General features: G+C 43.0%; 13 protein-coding genes. 7 read left to right on the top strand and 6 right to left on the bottom strand.

All coding sequences use genetic code 11. The features are described 5' to 3' along the window. Positions 1 to 220 precede the first annotated feature (220 nt). Entirely contained in the window at positions 221 to 1687 is a 1467-nt protein-coding gene (locus tag N5O98_RS20635; protein ID WP_004310288.1) for a glycoside hydrolase family 10 protein, read from the bottom strand. A gap of 109 nt (positions 1688 to 1796) precedes the next feature. On the opposite strand from N5O98_RS20635, the gene N5O98_RS20630 reads away from it, so the two are divergent. The 3 genes from N5O98_RS20630 to N5O98_RS20620 are packed head-to-tail and all read left to right on the top strand — an operon-like array spanning position 1797 to position 3944. Beyond that, positions 1797 to 3227 carry a carbon starvation CstA family protein gene (locus tag N5O98_RS20630; RefSeq protein ID WP_004310289.1) on the top strand — a complete coding sequence of 477 codons (1431 nt, stop codon included), beginning with the start codon at positions 1797 to 1799 and terminating at the stop codon, positions 3225 to 3227. Then, positions 3224 to 3454: a hypothetical protein gene (locus N5O98_RS20625; protein WP_004310290.1), complete on the top strand. Its 231-nt coding sequence runs from the start codon at positions 3224 to 3226 to the stop codon at positions 3452 to 3454. Before N5O98_RS20630 ends, N5O98_RS20625 begins: the two co-directional genes overlap by 4 nt. Before the next feature lie 4 nt (positions 3455 to 3458). Beyond that, entirely contained in the window at positions 3459 to 3944 is a 486-nt protein-coding gene (locus N5O98_RS20620; protein ID WP_004300961.1) for an outer membrane beta-barrel protein, read from the top strand. A gap of 96 nt (positions 3945 to 4040) precedes the next feature. Here the strand turns inward: N5O98_RS20620 and uvrA are convergent, their stop codons facing one another. Then, positions 4041 to 6812 (bottom strand): excinuclease ABC subunit UvrA, encoded by a 2772-nt coding sequence (uvrA, locus tag N5O98_RS20615; RefSeq protein ID WP_004310291.1) that lies wholly within the window; start codon positions 6810 to 6812, stop codon positions 4041 to 4043. A 16-nt stretch (positions 6813 to 6828) separates the two neighbouring features. Between uvrA and N5O98_RS20610 the strand changes: the two genes are divergently transcribed. Then, positions 6829 to 8415 (top strand): glycoside hydrolase family 10 protein, encoded by a 1587-nt coding sequence (locus N5O98_RS20610; protein WP_004310292.1) that lies wholly within the window; start codon positions 6829 to 6831, stop codon positions 8413 to 8415. Between the two features lie 110 nt (positions 8416 to 8525). Here N5O98_RS20610 and N5O98_RS20605 read toward each other — a convergent pair whose 3' ends face one another. The 4 genes from N5O98_RS20605 to purL all read right to left on the bottom strand — a co-directional run bounded on the left by N5O98_RS20605 (position 8526) and on the right by purL (position 17722). Further along, on the bottom strand, positions 8526 to 9074 hold the full coding sequence (locus tag N5O98_RS20605) for a chromate transporter (protein WP_004300958.1): 549 nt from the start codon (positions 9072 to 9074) through the stop codon (positions 8526 to 8528). 125 nt (positions 9075 to 9199) lie between these two features. After that, a complete protein-coding gene (locus N5O98_RS20600; RefSeq protein ID WP_004300957.1) occupies positions 9200 to 9742 on the bottom strand; it encodes a chromate transporter in 543 nt (180 codons plus the stop codon). Continuing rightward, positions 9739 to 13749, bottom strand: a complete 4011-nt coding sequence (locus N5O98_RS20595) for a hybrid sensor histidine kinase/response regulator transcription factor (protein WP_032856023.1) — start codon at positions 13747 to 13749, stop codon at positions 9739 to 9741. Before N5O98_RS20595 ends, N5O98_RS20600 begins: the two co-directional genes overlap by 4 nt. Before the next feature lie 268 nt (positions 13750 to 14017). Beyond that, positions 14018 to 17722, bottom strand: coding sequence for a phosphoribosylformylglycinamidine synthase (purL, locus tag N5O98_RS20590; RefSeq protein WP_118161337.1), 3705 nt, complete (start codon positions 17720 to 17722; stop codon positions 14018 to 14020). Positions 17723 to 17980: 258 nt separating this feature from the next. On the opposite strand from purL, the gene N5O98_RS20585 reads away from it, so the two are divergent. From N5O98_RS20585 to rfbD, 3 genes are read left to right on the top strand one after another with little or no spacing between them, the layout of a single operon-like run. Then, positions 17981 to 18634 carry a LysE family translocator gene (locus N5O98_RS20585; protein ID WP_004314184.1) on the top strand — a complete coding sequence of 218 codons (654 nt, stop codon included), beginning with the start codon at positions 17981 to 17983 and terminating at the stop codon, positions 18632 to 18634. A gap of 11 nt (positions 18635 to 18645) precedes the next feature. Next, on the top strand, positions 18646 to 19191 hold the full coding sequence (locus tag N5O98_RS20580) for a DUF4924 family protein (RefSeq protein WP_004304427.1): 546 nt from the start codon (positions 18646 to 18648) through the stop codon (positions 19189 to 19191). Next, positions 19192 to 20052: a dTDP-4-dehydrorhamnose reductase gene (gene rfbD / locus N5O98_RS20575; protein WP_004300950.1), complete on the top strand. Its 861-nt coding sequence runs from the start codon at positions 19192 to 19194 to the stop codon at positions 20050 to 20052. It begins immediately after the preceding gene. The last annotated feature ends 43 nt before the right edge of the window (positions 20053 to 20095 follow it).

The raw sequence follows: 20095 nt of genomic DNA, 5'->3' as shown, positions 1-20095 counted from the left end.
TGATGTGGTGTCTTTAAAGTTACTAAAAAGCAAACATATCTACAACTTTTAATAGGATTAAGAAAGAAGAAGACAGTTGAAATAAAAAAGAGATTACCACCAAATTTGACGAAGAACCGTTTTTCAACTTTATAGTAGGAAAAACTTTCGTTCATTTCTGCACCGTTTCATTCTTTTTTATACTGTTTTGAAACAAATAAGTCGATTCTAAATACTTGGTTTACTGCTGGACCGTTTGCTCCTGTGTCGCTGTACTTTCATTTCCATAGCGGTCAATAGCCGTCACTGCGAAGTGCTTTTTTGCATTCCAAGGCAGGATAGGGGCATATACGTAACTCGTCTCTCGAATATTTTGTGCAACGATATTTTCTGGTCGGTTGATATCTACCGGATAATCATTAGAAGCATAAATAACATACATGGGCTTGTTGCGCTGATCGTTATCAGTAGCAGCCTGCCAGGTTAATTCCGTATATCCATTATCAATGTGAGTAACTTTCAGTACAGAAGGAGCAGTTGGCGCAACATTATCTAACCATGGCATCGGAGGCTGTAAAGCAGGGTATGCATAAAAATTCTCGGATAATTCATCATAAATCCCCTGCGTGTTCTCCATCAGGTATTTCACCCGGTAATGCCCTTCACCCGCCATTTTCTGCTTGCGGATAAAGTTCATCTGACGATCTATTTCGTCGCGTGTCCATTTACCTTCATCGGGATGGAGAAAATAAATGCCGAGTCCCGGAATCACCTGCCGTCCGTTGCTCTGTTCCTGCCAGTCGAGGGCGAAAGGGTAGAAATTGTTTCCCTGGAAATACATCATCGGATAAATTTGATCCATAATACCTTCTCCCATCCAACCTTGCGGGTCCTGATAAACGGTAAAGAAAGCATTCCATCCCCGGGAGGGGTAACGAGAAGTATCACGGTATTTACCTACCGGGCAGGTACTAACTTTCACCCAAGGTTTCATAGCTTTTATACCTTTATATATATAACGTACAATTTCGGAGATATTATCCCGGCGCCACTGATTCAGTGTGCGTCCTTTATTGTATCGTCGGAAATCATATTTATCAGGAAAAAGAGGAGCATTCTCCGGATAACGCAGATAGTCGAAATGCACTCCGTCCACATCATAACCGCTAACGACTTCCCGCACCAGTTTCATCAAATACTCCTTCGTTGCCGGATGTCCCGGATTGAGGAAATATTCGCACTTGTAAGGAACGCATATTTCTTTCATCCGCTTGGTGACAGACTGACTGCCGAGCGAAGCAACATGCTTCTTATTCCCTAGTGGGATAGTTACCATCCAGGCATGACATTCCATCCCTCGCTTATGACATTCTTCAACGGCAAAAGCCAGTGGATCATATCCCGGATTTCCTCCTGGCTTTCCGGTCAGGATCGAATTGAAAGGTTCGATTGCCGAAGGATATAATACATCTCCACGAGTACGGGTTTGAAATAGGACAGTGTTGAAGTTGGCAGCCTTTAACTTATCAAGAATATCTATTAACTCTTCTTTCTGCTTGCGGATTGTTTGAGGGTTTGTCGCACGTGTGCGAGGCCAATCCAGTCCGTACACCGCTGTCACCCATGCGGCACGAACTTCGTGCTTGGGTTGCGCAACAATTGAGAGGAAAGGATACAAAAGTGAAAGAATGAAAATAGTATAGTGCATATTCTTTATTTTTTGTTTTAAATCCCTGCAAAGTTAGTAAAAGTGTCGGTATTGTTGGGCTGTTTCGTGAGATTATGTTACATTTGCCAAGTTAAAAAAACGACACGCTATGATTACATTTACTCTATGCCTGCTGGCGTTGATAGTAGGCTATTTTACGTATGGACGCCTGATGGAACGCGTCTTTGGTCCTGACGACCGTAAAACACCGGCTCTTACCAAGGCGGATGGAGTGGACTATATTCCATTGCCCACCTGGAAGATTTTCATGATTCAATTTCTCAATATTGCCGGATTAGGTCCTATTTTCGGAGCAATCATGGGAGCGAAATTTGGTAGCTCTTCATACTTGTGGATTGTGCTGGGAAGTATTTTTGCGGGGGCAGTGCATGATTATTTTGCCGGAATGCTTTCTTTGCGTAATGGAGGTGAAAGCCTGCCGGAAATTATAGGTCGTTATTTGGGACTGACTACCAAGCAGGTGATGAGAGGATTTACTGTCATTTTAATGATTCTGGTGGGGTCAGTTTTCGTTGCAGGTCCTGCCGGATTGTTGGCAAAACTCACTCCGGAAAGTTTGGATGCTACGTTTTGGATTATCGTTGTATTTGCATATTATATTCTGGCTACTTTGCTGCCTGTTGATAAAATAATAGGTAAAATCTACCCATTGTTTGCGGTTGCCTTGTTGTTTATGGCAGTAGGCATTTTGGTGATGCTCTATGTTAACCATCCGGCTTTGCCGGAGTTATGGGACGGATTGCAAAATACGAACCCGGAAGCGAGCGAACTTCCTATCTTCCCGATTATGTTTGTGAGTATTGCTTGTGGTGCCATTTCAGGTTTCCATGCTACGCAAAGCCCATTGATGGCCCGTTGTATGACTTCGGAACGGCATGGACGTCCGGTATTTTACGGTGCAATGATTACCGAGGGCATTGTTGCTCTTATTTGGGCTGCTGCCGCTACTTATTTTTTCCATGAAAACGGAATGGAAGAAAGCAATGCTTCTGTTATCGTTGATGCCATCACAAAAGAATGGTTAGGGGCAATCGGCGGAGTACTCGCTATTTTGGGGGTGATTGCCGCTCCGATAACTTCGGGTGATACGGCTTTCCGTTCGGCACGTCTGATTGTGGCAGACTTCCTGGGGATGGAACAAAAAAGTATGCGCCGTCGTTTGTACATTTGTATTCCGATGTTTGTACTAGCTATTGGTTTGCTTTTGTATAGTTTGCGTGATGCAAACGGATTTAATATGATATGGCGTTATTTTGCCTGGGCAAATCAGACATTGGCTGTGTTTACCTTGTGGGCTATAACAGTTTTTCTGGCGGTATCCAAGAAACCTTATATCATTACTTTGGTACCGGCACTGTTTATGACATGTGTATGTTCTACTTATATATGTATTGCTCCTGAAGGATTAGGACTCTCGCATACAGTCTCCTATGGCGTTGGTATAGCGTGTGTAATGGTTGCGACTGTTTGGTTCTATATCTGGATAAATAAGCAAAAAACAAGAAAATTATCAGAATGAAGAAAATAAGAAAATCAACAGGAGTGGCGCTTGCATTCCTTATTTATGTATCTGTAACAGCGGCTTATTTGTTGCCTCGTAATACGGAAGTCAGCCTGACAGAGAAAATAATTACGGTGGCAGTTTCTTATGTCATCGTCCTCCTTCTTTGGCTGGTGCTTCGGAAAAAGGAACAAATGCGTGAACGCCGCAAAAAAGACGAACAATATATTCACTTAAAAAAGTAAGTTTATGAAGAAATTAGCTTTGGCTCTTTGCTTATTGGCAGTCTCTTTTACTGCACAAGCGCAATTTGAGAAAGGAACTACGATTATTAATCCTTCATTGTCGGGGTTGGACTTTTCGTATAGTAAAAACGATAAAGCAAAGTTTGGAGTTGGTGCACAGGTCGGTACATTTTTTGCCGAGGGTATTGCCTTGATGGTAAATGCTGGAGCCGACTGGTCGAAACCAGTAGATGAGTATACACTGGGTACAGGAGTACGTTTCTACTTCAATAAAACTGGTATCTATCTGGGTGGCGGACTCGACTGGAACCGCTTCCGTTGGAGTGGTGGAAAACATCAGACAGACTGGGGACTGGGCATCGAAGCCGGATACGCTTACTTCCTTTCGCGTACGGTGACCATTGAACCTGCCGTTTATTATAAATGGCGTTTCAATGATGGAGATATGTCGCGTTTCGGTGTGAAGATTGGATTCGGTTTCTACTTGTAAGAGAGATTGATTTTTTTCATATATTAAGCCCTGCAGATATAGAACTTCTGCAAGGGCTTAATTACATAGATGTATTATTATAGTTTTGACGATTGCTTATCCTAGTTTTTCTTTCAGAAACTGCCCTGTATAGCTTGCTCCGCAGGCAGCAACTTCTTCCGGGGTACCCACTGCTACGATATTTCCACCCTTATCTCCACCTTCCGGTCCGAGATCGATTACATAATCGGCACATTTGATGACGTCCATGTTATGCTCGATGATAACGATGCTGTGTCCCCGGCGAATCAATGCGTCGAAAGCATCCAGCAGTTTGCGGATATCATGAAAGTGTAATCCTGTAGTCGGTTCGTCAAAGATAAACATCGTTGGGTCAGCTTTCTCCTGACTTAAATAAAATGCGAGTTTGACACGTTGGTTTTCACCACCGGAAAGGGTAGAAGAAGCCTGTCCTAATTTGATATATCCCAGTCCTACGTCCTGCAAAGGAAGTAACTTCTTCACAATTTTCTTCTGTCCATGTTCGTTGAAGAACTCAATCGCTTGGTTGACGGTCATCTCCAATACATCGTAGATGCTTTTATCGTTGAATTTCACTTCCAGCGTGTCGGATTTGAAACGTTTTCCGTGACAAGATTCACACTCCAACACCAAGTCTGCCATAAATTGCATTTCTACAGTAATGGTTCCTTCTCCTTTACACTCTTCGCAACGTCCGCCTTCGCTATTGAAACTGAAGAATCCGGGGGTATATCCCATTTGTTTCGCCAAAGGCTGTTCGGACCATAGTTTGCGGATTTCGTCGTAAGCCTTGATGTAAGTCACCGGATTTGAGCGCGATGATTTGCCAATCGGGTTCTGGTCTACAAATTCTACATTCCGCAGGTCACGCAAACTTCCTCCGATTGAAGTGAATTCTCCCGGTCGGTCACTACATTCGTCTAATTCACGTTTCAATGCCCGGAAGAAAATATCTCTTACCAATGTACTCTTCCCGGAACCGGAAACACCCGTAACAACTGTCATTACATTGAGAGGGATACGTACGTTTACTCCTTTCAGATTATTCTCACGTGCGCCTTTCAATTCTATATAGTTATTCCATGGCCGGCGATGCTTCGGAACGGGTATTTCATCTTCTCCTAAAAGATAACGTACCGTATAACTGTTGCTTCCCTTCTTTAAATCCTTCATATCTCCCTGGTAGACAACTTCTCCACCTAGGCGTCCGGCATTGGGACCTATGTCGATAATGTAATCGGCTGCACGGATAATTTCTTCATCGTGCTCTACCACCACTACCGTATTTCCTAATTGTTGCAGTTGACGCAACACATGGAGCAGACGGTCTGTGTCACGGCTATGCAGTCCGATACTTGGTTCATCGAGAATATAAAGACTACCTACAAGGCTACTTCCCAGCGAGGTTGCCAGATTGATACGCTGGCTCTCTCCACCCGATAAGGAATTACTAAGCCGGTTCAAAGTCAGATAGCCCAAACCTACATCAATTAGAAAACGAATCCGGCTATTTATTTCAACCAGGATACGTCGGGATACGTTGTTGTCGTGTTCGTCCAGTTCCAAATGATCGAAGAATTCCTTCAGCTCTGTGATAGGCAAATCTACCAGTTCGGAAATGTTTTTTCCACCCACTCGTACATATCCGGCTTCCGGTTTCAGGCGGGTGCCGTGGCATTTCGGGCAAAGCGTCTTTCCCCGGTAACGCGCCAGCATCACCCGGTATTGTATCTTATATTGATTCTCTTCCAGCATCTTGAAAAAATCATTGATGCCGTGGAAATATTGGTTGCCCTCCCAAAGTAACCTGCGTTGCGCGTCTGTCAACTCATAATAAGGAGTGAAAATGGGGAAGTCGAATTTCTCCGCATTATGAATTAATTCTTCTTTCCATTCACCCATCTTTTCGCCACGCCAGCATACGATAGCTCCTTCATGCACCGATAATGAACGATCCGGAACGACTAAGTGCTCGTCGATGCCGATTACTTTGCCGAATCCTTCGCACGCCGGACAAGCACCGATAGGCGAGTTGAATGAAAACATCTGGTCGTTCGGTTCTTCAAAGATGATGCCGTCCGCTTCGAATTTAGTGCTGAAAGTATGAAGTTTCGTAGTTCCATCCGATAGAAAAAAACGCAGCATACAGGTTCCGTCGCCTTCATACATGGCTGTTTCGGCAGAATCAGTCAGCCGGCTGATGGCGTCTTTGCTGTTGGCAACAGCCATACGGTCCACCAGTAGATATACTTCATCACCTGCCACAGGCGTATATTCATCAATACGCTTCATCTCACCGTTCACTTCGATACGGTTGAACCCTTGTTTCAGGTCTATCTCCAGTTGCTGTTGCAAGGTGCGGTCTTCACGCAGGCGGATGGGTGTCAGTACCGTATATCTTGTACCTTCCGGGTATGAGAGCATGCAGTTGACAATGTCTTCTGTAGAGTGCTTCTTTACTTCTTGTCCGCTGATGGGGCTATACGTTTTCCCTACCCGTGAATATAACAGGCGTAGATATTCGTAAATTTCAGTCGAGGTGCCCACAGTAGAACGGGGATTGCGGCTGTTCACTTTTTGTTCGATAGCAATGGCGGGAGGAATCCCTTTGATAAAGTCACATTCCGGTTTGCTCATTCGCCCCAGGAACTGGCGCGCATAGCTGCTTAAACTTTCCACGTAGCGGCGTTGTCCTTCTGCGTAGAGCGTATCAAAAGCAAGAGATGATTTTCCCGAACCCGATAATCCGGTGATGACAACAAGCTTGTTGCGGGGAATATCTACATCGATGTTTTTTAGGTTGTTGACGCGTGCGCCTTTGATCGAAATATAGTTGTTTTCTGACATAAAATACTCCTTTTTTATGGTAGTCGGCAAAGTTAGCGAATTTATCGGGAGTTTGTATTATCTTTGCGTCACATTATTACGATTTAAGAATATTATGAAGCTGAAAAACTATCTTTTACTTTTAGCTCTTCTTCTGGTGGTAGGAGTGAGGGCACAGGTGCCATCAGGCAATAAATATCCTAAACGTGAATTCCGTGGAGCGTGGATACAAGCTGTTAACGGTCAGTTTCGTGGCATTCCCACAGAGAGGCTGAAACAAATATTGATTAGTCAGTTGAACTCTCTTCAGGAAGCTGGTATTAACGCAATCATCTTTCAGGTACGCCCTGAAGCGGATGCATTATATGCTTCCCAGCATGAACCGTGGAGTCGTTTTCTGACAGGAACGCAAGGTCAGATGCCTTCTCCTATGTGGGATCCGATGCAGTTTATGATTGAAGAATGTCAGAAACGGAATATGGAATTTCATGCCTGGATCAATCCTTACCGCGTGAAGACCTCATTAAAGAACAAGTTGGCACCGGAACATATTTATCACCAGCATCCGGAATGGTTTGTTACTTATGGCGATCAGCTATATTTCGATCCGGCACTTCCCGAAAGCCGTGAACATATCTGCAAAATTGTGACCGATATTGTGTCTCGTTATGATGTAGATGCTATTCACATGGATGATTATTTCTATCCTTATCCGGTTAATGGGTTGGATTTTCCGGATGATGCAAGTTTCGCCCGTTACGGTGGAGGTTTCACCAATAAGGCAGATTGGCGTCGTAGTAATGTGAATGTGTTGATAAAGAAGCTTCATGAAACGATTCGTGGCATCAAGCCATGGGTGAAGTTCGGTATTAGTCCGTTCGGTATTTATCGTAATCAGAAAAGCGATCCGTTGGGAAGTAACACCAATGGTTTGCAGAACTATGATGATCTTTATGCCGATGTGCTTCTTTGGGCACGTGAAGGATGGATTGATTATAATATTCCGCAAATTTATTGGGAGATTGGTCACAAGGCTGCCGACTATGAGACATTGGTGAAATGGTGGGCTACTCATTCGGAAAACCGGCCGTTATTTATCGGCCAGTCAGTGCCAAAGACTGTTCAGTTTGCCGATCCGCAGAATCCTTCTATCAATCAGCTTCCCCGTAAGATGGCTTTGCAACGTGCTTACCAAACAATCGGAGGAAGCTGTCAATGGTATGCAGCAGCTGTTGTTGAGAATCAGGGTAGATATCGTGATGCTTTAATCAGTGAATATCATAAATATCCTGCTTTGATTCCAGTCTTTGATTTTATGGATGATAAAGCTCCGGGCAAGGTACGTAAAATGAAAAAGGTATGGACGGAAGATGGCTATATCCTTTTTTGGACAGCTCCGAAAGCTGATACAGAGATGGATAAGGCAGTTCAATATGTAGTCTATCGTTTTGACAGTAAAGAAAAGGTGAATTTGGACGATCCTTCTCATATTGTAGCTATCACGCGCAATCCATTCTATAGACTTCCTTATGAAACAGGAAAAACAAAATGCCGTTATGTAGTGACAGCTTTAGATCGTTTACATAATGAATCGAAATCCGTAAGTAAGAAGTTAAAACTGTAAAGGTATAGAATAAACAACGATAAAACGGTGAACACTCTGCAGAATGATAACGCAGTTTATTCACCGTTTTTTGTTTACTGTTTTTTTGTTTACTGTTCAGCCGCTCGTTATTAATAGAGCAGCAAACCTGCAATACCACAGGCGATAATCATTAATATCGGATTGGCTTTATATTTTCTTGTTCCGATGAATGCAATCAGAAAGATAATGATACTGATAACGAATGAATAAGTATCTTCCGTAGGCGAACCGAAGTTTTCTGCGTTCATTAATACCAACGCAGCGGAGGCGAGTAATCCGACTACTGCCGGGCGTAATCCATTAAAAATAGATTCTACTATCGGATGTTTCTGGTATTTTAGGAAGAATTTACTGATGGTCAACATCAAGATGAAAGAGGGAAGGACTACGGCAAAGGTAGCAATGATGGAACCCCATACGCTACCCGTAGAAGTAAACCCTACATAAGTAGCTGCGTTGATACCAATAGGTCCTGGAGTCATTTGGCTGATTGCGACAATATCCGTGAACTCCTGCGAACTCACCCATCCATAGCGGGTTACCACTTCGCCTTGAATCATGGAAAGCATGGCATAACCGCCACCGAAGCCAAAGAGCCCGATCTTGAAAAATGTATAGAATAACTGTAGGTAAATCATGTGATTAATAATTTATTATATAATAATTTTAGGCATGGATTACACGGATTTACCGGCTTTTAGAATTATGAATCTGTAAAACAACAGCGTTAATCCGCGCCTTCTCAACTCTCCATTCTCCATTCTCAACTCTCAACTTTTCTAAATTTCCCCCACAGGAAACCTCCTACACCGGCCGCAATAATAATCCAGATAGGGGAGAAGCCCAACAGCCAGATTAATATTGCCGAGACAACAGGAATCCACAGATTGTAGCGGTTGATTTTTGCGGATCGTCCCATGGTAAAGGTCGGCGCCGCGATGAGTGCCACCACTGCCGGGCGAATTCCTTTAAAAATACGTTCCACTATCGGATTGTCTTTGAAACTATGAAAGAACAGGGCGATAGCCAATATAATAATGAAAGACGGCAAAATTGTTCCCAATGCTGTGATAATACTTCCCCGGATTCCACGCAGCTTATATCCTATAAAGATAGAAATATTGACTGCCAAAATTCCCGGTGCGGATTGGGAGATAGCCAGCAGATCGATAAAATCTTCCTGCGCAATCCATTTCCGTTTGGTGACAATTTCATTTTCAATCAGTGGCACCATTGCATATCCTCCTCCAATAGTAAAGGCGCCTATTTTAAAAAAGATTCCAAATGCTTCGAGATAAATGTTCATTCTTTCTTTTCTCCTCCTTCCTTACTAACTGCTTTTTTCTCTTTGCCATATTGACTGGGACTTACATTATAATGCTTCTTAAATACTTCGCGGAAGTACTTGGCGTCACTGAATCCCGTCATTTCTGCAATTTCTGTTATGCTATGTGTGTCTTCTTTTAGTAATTGTACGGCACGTTTCAGACGAATCAGCCGGATATAATCTCCCGGTGCCTGATCGGTTAATGCCCTTAATTTATTGTAAAAACTTGTGCGACTCATTCCCATCAGGCTGCATAATACATCTACCGTGAGAGCAGGATTGTCAATGTTATCTTCCACGTTCTTTTTGACGTTTGCTATGAATTTCCAGTCAATGTCTTGCGAACAGTTGATGCAGTCTTCATCATTTTCCTCATCATTCAGATCTAAATTTGCGAATTTGCTGCGCAATAGTGCACGGTTAGCCAGCAGATTGGCAACATTAGCTTTCAATATACCAATATTGAATGGCTTCACAACGTATTCATCCGCACCAATCTGAAGTCCCGAGAGAATATCTTTCTCATTATTCAAAGCAGTCAGCAGGATAACAGGAATGTGGGAGGTTTCGATATTATTCTTGATAGCTTGGCATAATTCATCCCCCCGCATTTCAGGCATCATAATGTCTGAAATAACCAGCTCTGGTTTGTACTCGGGAATAATCGTCAATGCTTCTTTTCCATTGGAGCAAACCTGTACGAAATACTCCTCGGATAACGTTTGCGACAGATAGTTGCGCAACTCATCATTATCTTCCACAATCAAGATGCGACGATGATTAATGTTCTCTTTCTTTTGTGCATTTTCGTAAATTTCAGGTGATGGAGGCGGAACGTTATCAATCGTATTTTCTATACGCTGTTTGCTCGGAGTTGCCAGATGTGCTTTCCGGAAGCGCTTGCTGTCTTTAGGGAATGTTATTTTGATAACCGATCCCTGGTTTTCGATGCTTGACAGATTAATCTTTCCTTTATGCAGGCGGACTAGCTTCCATACAAGCATCAGTCCGATACCACTTCCTGTTACTTTGGAATTAATAGCATTGCTGCCACGGAAATGAAGTTTGAACAATTTCTTTTGTTCATTGGCCGGGATGCCGATTCCTGTGTCTCTGACTTCCACGCTCCATGAGTCAGATGTTTCTGAAACGAAAACCTGTACATTTCCATTTTCCGGAGTATATTTCAGTGCGTTCGAAATGATGTTCTTAAAGATAGATTCCATCTTTTCTTTATCAAGCCATACGTTCATATACCTGAAATTACTTTCATAAGTGAAGTTGATATGTTTGATGTTGGCGTACTGCTGGAACGCGTTGAATATTTCATTCATAAACGTGTTTAGCTCATGCTCTGAAATATATAATTCGGAAGAATATACGTCCGCTCTTTCAAAGTTGATAAGATTGGTGGTAAGACGTAATAGGGCATTTACGTTTCGTAATGCCGTATTCATGTTCGAAATACCTTCTTTACTCAACTCCTCTTTCTCGCGTAGTTCTTCCAAAGGTGCTTTGATAAGCGTCAATGGGGTACGGATATCATGTGCCGTATTGATAAAGAAGTGTATTTTCTCATCGGAGACTTTACGCTGCTTTCTTAAAATCAAGATACGTAATAGAATGATGGCAATGAGACAAAGGAAAGCCGCATAAAGCAGCATAGCCCAGATTGTCAGCCAAAAAGGTTGGGCGATAACAATGTCCATACTTCTTTCTTCAAGTACGATGCGTTTGTCTTCGTTGGAGATGGCGCGTACTCTTAACGTATATTTGCCCGGCGCAAGATTGGTGTAACGAATCGTATTTTCGGTTCCGGGTTTGCTCCATTCATCATAAAAACCTTCTAGCCTCCAAGAATAAATGATGTTGGAAGGATAGTCATAATTGATGGAAGAAACCTGCAAAGAGAAAATATTCTGATTGTATTTTAACTTCAGTTCCTTTGTTTCATTGATGCTTGTTCTTAACGGAGAATCTTCATCATCCGGATAGATTGTCTGATAGAAAAGCTTGAAATCGCTGAAAATCATTTTAGAGGAATAACCTCTGGGTAATTTCATGTCCTTGTCAAACTCTACGGCTCCGTCCGAACTACCAAAAATGAATTTTTTATTTTTTCGTAACACACCCGACAGCGCATTGAAATGGGGGGGCATTAGTCCCATATCTTTGGTCCAGTTATGGAATTTCTTTTCTTCGGGATAGAAACTTGTCAGTCCGCTTTCTGTACTCATTATGATGTCTTTGTCCGCATCCGATAATATAGTGTAGATATTATTGGATATTAAAGCACAGTTTTCAGAGTGGTAATGAGTGAACAGTTTTTTGTTGACATCGTAAATCAATAGTCCCGACCCGCTGGTACCTATATATAATGAACCATTTTTTGCTTGATATAAAGAGTAAATATAGCTCGATTCTACCGGAAGTTTGATACGTTCAAATTTCCCGGATTCTTTATCTAAAAGGCACAGGCCGGCAGCACTACCGATCCACATGCTTTTTTCATCCTTCTCAACAATGGCGGTAATGGAATTTAATCCGTCATAAAACCGTACGTCCTGCGTTTTTAGATTGATGCGCTTGAGGTTATAGAACCCTCCGGACCAGATATAGCCCTGCATATCTGTACGGATATCACGTATATATTTATCCGGCCGCTTGTTACTGTGAGTGTACAAGGGCGGCATGAAATAGCTGACACTGAACGTCTTTTTATCTATCTGGTAAGCACCGGAAGAGTACCCACCTGCCCAGATTATTCCGGGAGCTACTTCGCATACGGTAAGAAAGATATGGCTTTTATTACCTTGCGATTCTTCAAAAGAGCTAAGCACCGAACGCCATTGTCCGGTCTTTGAATTGAGGAAACTGATACCATTGTTCGTTGCGAACCATAAATCTCCGTCTCTGTCTTCGATAATGGCGTTCACCTGATCGTTGATTAAAGACTGTTTATTGCCAATGGAGTGTTTGATCCATTTGTAGCCGGTATAACGGTTGTTTTGTATGGTGATTCCGATGGGATAATTAGCCAGCCATACCCGTTCTTCATCATCTACAAAGATGTCATTGATACTGTTACCGTTCATGCCATTGTTACTGTTGTAATCAGCCACAATTTCAGGTGTTATCTGATAAGTGTCTACATCTATTTTGTGTACTCCTCCACCGTCGGTTGCTATCAGTAATTCCTTATCATTTAATGGTCTGAATCGTGTGATACTAATATCTTTCAAATTCTGTTCCGGACGTATAACAGATTTGGTATTCATATCGTAAATCATGATTCCCCGTAGAAAAGTTCCGATGAATAGTTTACGAATCTTTTTGTCGAAATATAAATCGATAATCTGGGCTTTCAGGCTCTCCAGCTTATCGCAATTGATAAGTTCCAATGCGTTATTTTCCAACTTGGCGTAATGAATACCCATTTCTGTGCCGATGAAGAAATGCGACTCGTCTATCTGTTCAATATCTGTGATCTCTTCACTGATATCGTTCTTTATATGGGTAACCAGTTGGGTCTCCGTGTTGTAGAGGAAGATTGTATCCTTATTACATAGCCAGATATGTTTGTTTTCGTCAAGCCAGGCATAGGTGATCGGATCCGGTTGTTCACTGAAGCTTTCCATCGGTAACTTATATACAAGATTGAAACAGTCGTGAATCTGGTCATACCGGAATACTTTACCTTTCTTTCCGATTTCCCATAAAACTCCTTCTTGGTCGATATAAAGCCAATTCAGATTTAACAGAGAGTTCACTTCTACGTCACCATCCATTAACTTATATCGTTTAAAGTCTTTTCCGTTGTATCGATCAATACCTTCGTGTGTAAGGAACCACATGTAGCCGGTTTTATCTTTTTGAATGCAGTAAACCCGCCGGTTACTTAACCCATCCTCCACTCCAATATATCGATACGTCTGTGCGACACAAGTTAGAGGAAACAATAAGATTAGAAAAAGCCATTTTTTCATACAAATAGGACTTTTAAGGGTTATTGAATCTTTAATGAGGGAGAAAGTTTGACAAAATTAAGAAGATTTTCCGATATTACAAAATTTTGAAGAAAGATAACAGCGTTCTTAAAATGAAAGAAAACAGACTATTTTATAGGTATTTATACATATTGTTTGTTTTCGGAATTTTGGTATCTGTAAAGGGGCTTTCAGTAGAGCGAAAAGTTGTGTGAAACAAGAGGCTGGCACTTTAAAATGTACCAGCCTCTGTAAATATAGAAATGATTTATTTCATTTTTGCTTCCACCCATTTGCGAGCGTTGACAAACGCTTCTATCCATGGAGTAACCTGATCGTTGTTCTTGCGGTCTGCCGGATAACAACCGTTTTGCCATGGGAAGATAGAACGTTCCAAGTGAGGCATGATAGCCAGATGGCGTCCGTCTGCACTAGCCAATGCTGCGATAGAATAATCGGAACCGTTCGGGTTGCCCGGATATTCATCATAGCTATACTTCGCTACTACATTGTATTTGTCTTCGTCATACGGCAAAGAGAATTTTCCTTCTCCGTGAGCTACCCAGATACCCAGTTTGCTTCCGCTCAAAGAGCCGAACATCACACTGCGGTTGGTCGGGATAGTAAGGCCGAGGAAGCGTGATTCGAACTTGTGCGAATTGTTATGCAACATCTTGCCTTTCTTCTTCAGTTCCGGGTTGATAAGGTCGAGTTCCATCATCAACTGGCAACCGTTGCAGACACCTAATGACAATGTATCTTCGCGTGCATAATATTTATCCAATGCTTCCTTAGCTTTCGGGTTGAACAAGAATGCGCCTGCCCATCCTTTAGCAGAACCCAAAACATCGGAATTAGAGAAACCACCGCAGTAAACAATCATGTTTACGTCTTCCAGTGTTTCGCGTCCGCTGATGAGGTCGGTCATTGTAACGTCTTTTACGTCGAAACCTGCCAAATAGAGTGAGTAAGCCATTTCGCGCTCACCGTTTGTACCCTTCTCGCGGATGATAGCTGCACGGATGCCGCTTGGGGTACGACGATCCGGAGTGATACCATATTGAGAAAGCTTACCTTTGAATTCCGGCATGAAAGCGAATTCAACAGGTTGCATCTTATAGTTTTCGAAACGTGCTTTTGCGCAACCGTTCATAGATTGTTTGCGGTCGAGCAGGTAAGAAGAAGAATACCATACGTCACGCATATAATCGATACCAAACTGGTAAGTAGCACCATCTTTAGATACCAAAATGTGGCGTTCGTCAGTCGGTTTACCCAGCTTTATATAGCCTACGCCTGCATCTTCCAGAATCTTCTTCACTTCATCCTTATGCTTGTCGCTGATCTGGATAACAATACCCGGGTTTTCCGCGAACAGAATCTTGACGATATCTTCTTCCTTCATCTTGTCGAGGCTGATTTCCAAACCGCCTTCTACATTAGAGAAGCACATTTCGAGCAATGTAGTGATTAAACCACCGGCAGATATATCGTGTCCTGCAAGGATCAATCCTTTGTTTACAAGTTCTTGTACGGCAAGGAAAGCGTCACGGAAATATTCGGCATCCTGTACGCAAGGTACTTCGTCGCCCACTTTACCCAGAGATTGTGCGAAAGCCGAACCACCTAATTTCAGTTCGTCGAAGCTGAAGTCAATATGATAAAGCGTAGTCTTTTCATTGTTAACCAATACTGGAGATACTACTTTCTTCACGTCGGAAACTTCACCGCCGGCAGAAACAATCACCGTTCCCGGAGAAATCACTTTCTCACCGTTCGGATACTTCTGTGTCATAGACAAAGAGTCTTTTCCGGTAGGCACATTGATTTGCAGTGCGCAGCAGAAGTCGCTCAATGCTTTTACAGCGGTGTACAGACGGGCATCTTCACCTTCTTGAGAACGGCAAGGCCACATCCAGTTGGCAGACAGAGAAATACTGTCCATACCTTCCGCCATCGGAGCCCAAACAAGATTGGTTAGTGCTTCAGATACGGAAAGGATAGAACCGGCAGCCGGATCAGCCAATGCTGCTTGCGGAGCATGTCCGATAGAAGTAGCGATTCCTTTTTCGCCACGGTAGTCAAGTGCAACGACACCGCAGTCACTCAACGGCAACTGAAGTTCGCCCTGACATTGCTGGCGTGCCACTTTACCTGTTACCGAGCGGTCTACCTTATTTGTCAACCAGTCTTTGCAGGCAACAGCTTCAAGCTGCAATACATTCGTCAGATATTCATGTAATTTAGACAATTCGTATTTCGGCATTTCGTAATGACGTTCCACGGTTTTGTCTACCATATATGTCTTGGGAGAAGAACCGAACATCTGCTCTACAGCAAGATCAAACGGACGTACACCGTCAGCCTGTTGGAAGGCGAAACGATGATCGCCGGTTGTTTCACCGACTACGTACATCGGAGCGCGTTCGCGTTCGGCAATCTTACGTACATGTTCGATGGCTTCTTCTTTAATCAATAGCCCCATACGTTCCTGGCTCTCGTTAGCGATGATTTCTTTTGCCGACAAAGTCTTGTCGCCGATAGGCAATTTGCTCATATCGATTAAACCACCACATTCTTCCACTAGTTCGGACAGACAGTTTACGTGTCCGGCAGAGCCGTGGTCGTGGATAGAAACCACCGGATTCACCTCTTCTTCACAAAGAGCACGTACTACGTTGTTGGCACGTTTCTGCATTTCAGCATTAGCACGTTGCACAGCATTCAACTCGATACCACTGCTGTAACGACCGGTGTCTACAGAAGATACGGAACCGCCACCCAGTCCGATACGATAGTTGTCACCACCGATTACCACCACTTTGTTTCCTGCTTCCGGTGTACCTTTCAGGCAGTCACGTTGTGTGCCGTAACCCACACCGCCGGCAAGCATGATTACTTTGTCGTAACCATAAACTTCTTTGTTTTCCGTATGTTCGAAAGTCAGTACCGAACCGCAGATCAGCGGCTGGCCGAACTTGTTACCGAAGTCGGAAGCACCGTTGGATGCTTTGATAAGAATCTGTTCCGGAGTCTGGTACAACCATTTGCGTACCGGAAGAATTTCTTCCCATTCACGTCCTTCATCGGTGCGCGGATAAGAAGTCATGTAGACAGCAGTACCTGCAATCGGCCATGAACCTTTACCACCACCCATACGGTCGCGGATTTCACCACCGGTACCGGTAGAAGCACCGTTGAACGGTTCTACAGTAGTAGGGAAATTATGTGTTTCCGCTTTCAGTGAGATTACACTCTTGATGTCCTTTATCTGGAAGAAATCAGGTTTTGAATGATCTGCCGGAGCAAACTGTTCAACAACTGGACCTTCGGCAAAGGCTACATTATCTTTATAAGCAGAGATGATTTTATTCGGATTTTCCTGTGTCGTCTTTTTAATCATCTGAAACAGAGAAGACTCCTGTTCTACACCGTCAATGATGAACGTTCCGCCGAAGATTTTGTGGCGGCAGTGTTCGGAGTTGATCTGTGCGAAACCAAATACTTCGGAGTCAGTCAGTTTTCGTCCGAGATCATTTTCTACTTTCTTCAGATAGTCCATTTCTTCTTTAGAAAGAGCCAGACCTTCTTGTTCGTTGTACACTTCGAGATCTTCGATGTAGATGATCGGTTCCGGCTGACGGTTTGTCGTGAATACGTTTTGGTCGAGTCCTTTGTACATGCGTTGGAGCATCGGGTCGTAGTCTGCGTTTTCGTCCTTAACAGGGAAGTACTCCTCGATGCGGCTGATGCCTTCGAGCCCCATGTTTTGGGTGATTTCTACTGCGTTTGTACTCCAGGGAGTGATCATTTCGCGGCGTGGGCCAACGAAACAGCCTTTCAGGTTTTCTTCACTTTCCATCACGGCTTCGCCAAAAAGCCAGCAGAGTTTATTACTTTCGTCAGGGGTGAGCTGATGGTTGCTCTCTACGGCAATCACGCTCTTGGAAGGGGTTCTGAAAAAAAGAATCATGTTGTATATTTACGATTTTACGATTTACGATTTTACGATTGAAGTTCCTGCAGGAGAAACTCTTCTCTTTTTCTGTGGCGCAAAGATAATCAATTTCGTTGGTGGTAGGAAAAAAATAGAGAATAAATTCCTATACCTTATTTAATATGTTTATTTTTGATGTACGTTTTACTTATTATCGCTATATATAGTGATTCTTGTGTGGAAAAAACGTTAATATACTATCCCCATATCACAAAAAAGTGCGATATTTGCGACATGATTCAGATAGAGACAATATTCGATATATTAGTGAAAGGCTTTATTATTGGCGTTGTTGTGTCCGCACCCCTCGGTCCGGTGGGCGTATTATGCATCCAGAGGACTCTGAATAAAGGGCGTTGGTACGGATTTGTAACAGGTCTGGGAGCTTCGTTGAGCGATATAGCATACGCTTTGCTCACCGGTTATGGGATGAGTTTTGTGTTCGATTATATCAATAAGAATATTTTCTATTTGCAGTTATTGGGGAGTGTCATGCTACTCCTTTTTGGTATATATACCTTTCGTAGCAATCCGGTGCAATCCATTCGTCCGGCTTCGTCCAGCAAAGGTTCTTATTTCCATAATTTTATTACCGCCTTTTTCGTCACTCTATCCAACCCCTTGATAATCTTCCTGTTTATCGGACTTTTTGCCCGCTTTGCCTTTGTGCAGCCGGGAGTCTTGGTGTTTGAAGAGATCACGGGATATCTTGCAATTGCTATAGGAGCATTGACTTGGTGGTTGGGTATCACTTATTTTGTGAATAAGGTGCGCACTAAATTCAATTTACGTGGTATCTGGATACTGAATCGTGTTGTAGGAAGTATCGTAATGCTGGTATCTGTTGCCGGATTGATTTATACTTTGTTGGGAGAGTCACTTTATTAAGAGATAACATAATGAATCAGATAGCACAACAACTGAAAGAGAAGAATATTGCCGAATACCTTATATATATGTGGCAAGAGGAAGACTTGATCCGTGCCAATCATTGTGAACCGGAAGAGATGGAGGCAAATGTGATTGCCCGCTATCCGGAAGAACAGCGGCCTGCCATGCGAGAATGGTATACCAACCTGATTACGATGATGGGCGAGGAAGGAGTACGGGAAAAGGGTCATCTGCAGATTAATAAAAATGTAATTATCAATCTGACAGAGTTGCACAACGCATTGTCCTCTTCTCCTAAATTTCCTTTTTACAGTGCTGCTTATTTCAAGGCATTACCGTTTATCGTAGAATTACGGAATAAAAACGGCAAGAAAGATGAACCCGAACTGGAAACCTGTTTTGAAGCGTTGTATGGAGTACTCCTGCTTCGTCTTCAAAAGAAGCCTATCAGCGAAGGAACTGCCAAGGCAGTGGAAGCTATCACTAGTTTCCTTTCTATGTTGGCAAACTATTATGATAAAGACCGTAAAGGTGAATTAAAACTGGATGAATAAATGAGAATTTTGGTAACGGGTGCCAACGGTCAGCTTGGCAATGAGATGCAGGTGCTTGCAAAAGAGAACCCGCAACATACGTATTATTTCACGGATGTAGAGGAGCTTAACATCTGTGACAAGCAAGCCGTTTGGGCTTATATCGCAGAGAAGCGGATTGAGCTTGTCGTGAACTGTGCCGCATATACGGCCGTAGATAAAGCGGAAGATAATTCGGAACTAGCCTATCAATTGAATTGCGAAGCACCGAAACAATTGGCAAGTGCGGCACAATTCAACGGAGCCGCCATGATACAGGTATCTACCGATTATGTCTTTGACGGTACTGCACACACTCCGTATACGGAGGATTGCGACCCTTGTCCGGACTCCGTATACGGCACCACCAAACTGGAAGGAGAATATGACGTGATGAATTATTGCGAGAAAGCAGTCGTAATCCGTACTGCATGGCTTTATTCCACTTTCGGCAATAATTTTGTGAAGACAATGATCCGTCTTGGAAAAGAGCGTGACAGTCTGGGAGTTGTTTTCGACCAGATCGGAACCCCGACTTATGCTAATGACCTGGCACGTGCCATCTATACCATTATAAATAAAGGTATAGTCCGCGGCATCTACCATTTCAGCAATGAAGGCGTTTGTTCCTGGTATGATTTCACAGTGGCTATTCATCGCTTGGCAGGAATAACCTCCTGCAAAGTGAAACCTCTGCATACAGCCGAATATCCTGCAAAGGCCAACCGTCCGGCATACTCTGTACTTGATAAAACAAAAATAAAAACAACATTTGGCATCGAAATCCCCCATTGGGAGGAAAGTCTCCAACGATGCCTGGAGAAATTGGAAATTAAAAATTGAGAGTTGAGAAATAAAAAAGAAACCACTTTGAGTATCATTTTTT

The organism is Bacteroides sp. LFL-34 (assembly GCF_027257075.1).
Taxonomy (GTDB): Bacteria; Bacteroidota; Bacteroidia; order Bacteroidales; family Bacteroidaceae; genus Bacteroides; species Bacteroides ovatus.
This window is presented reverse-complemented; position numbering and strand designations above follow the sequence as displayed.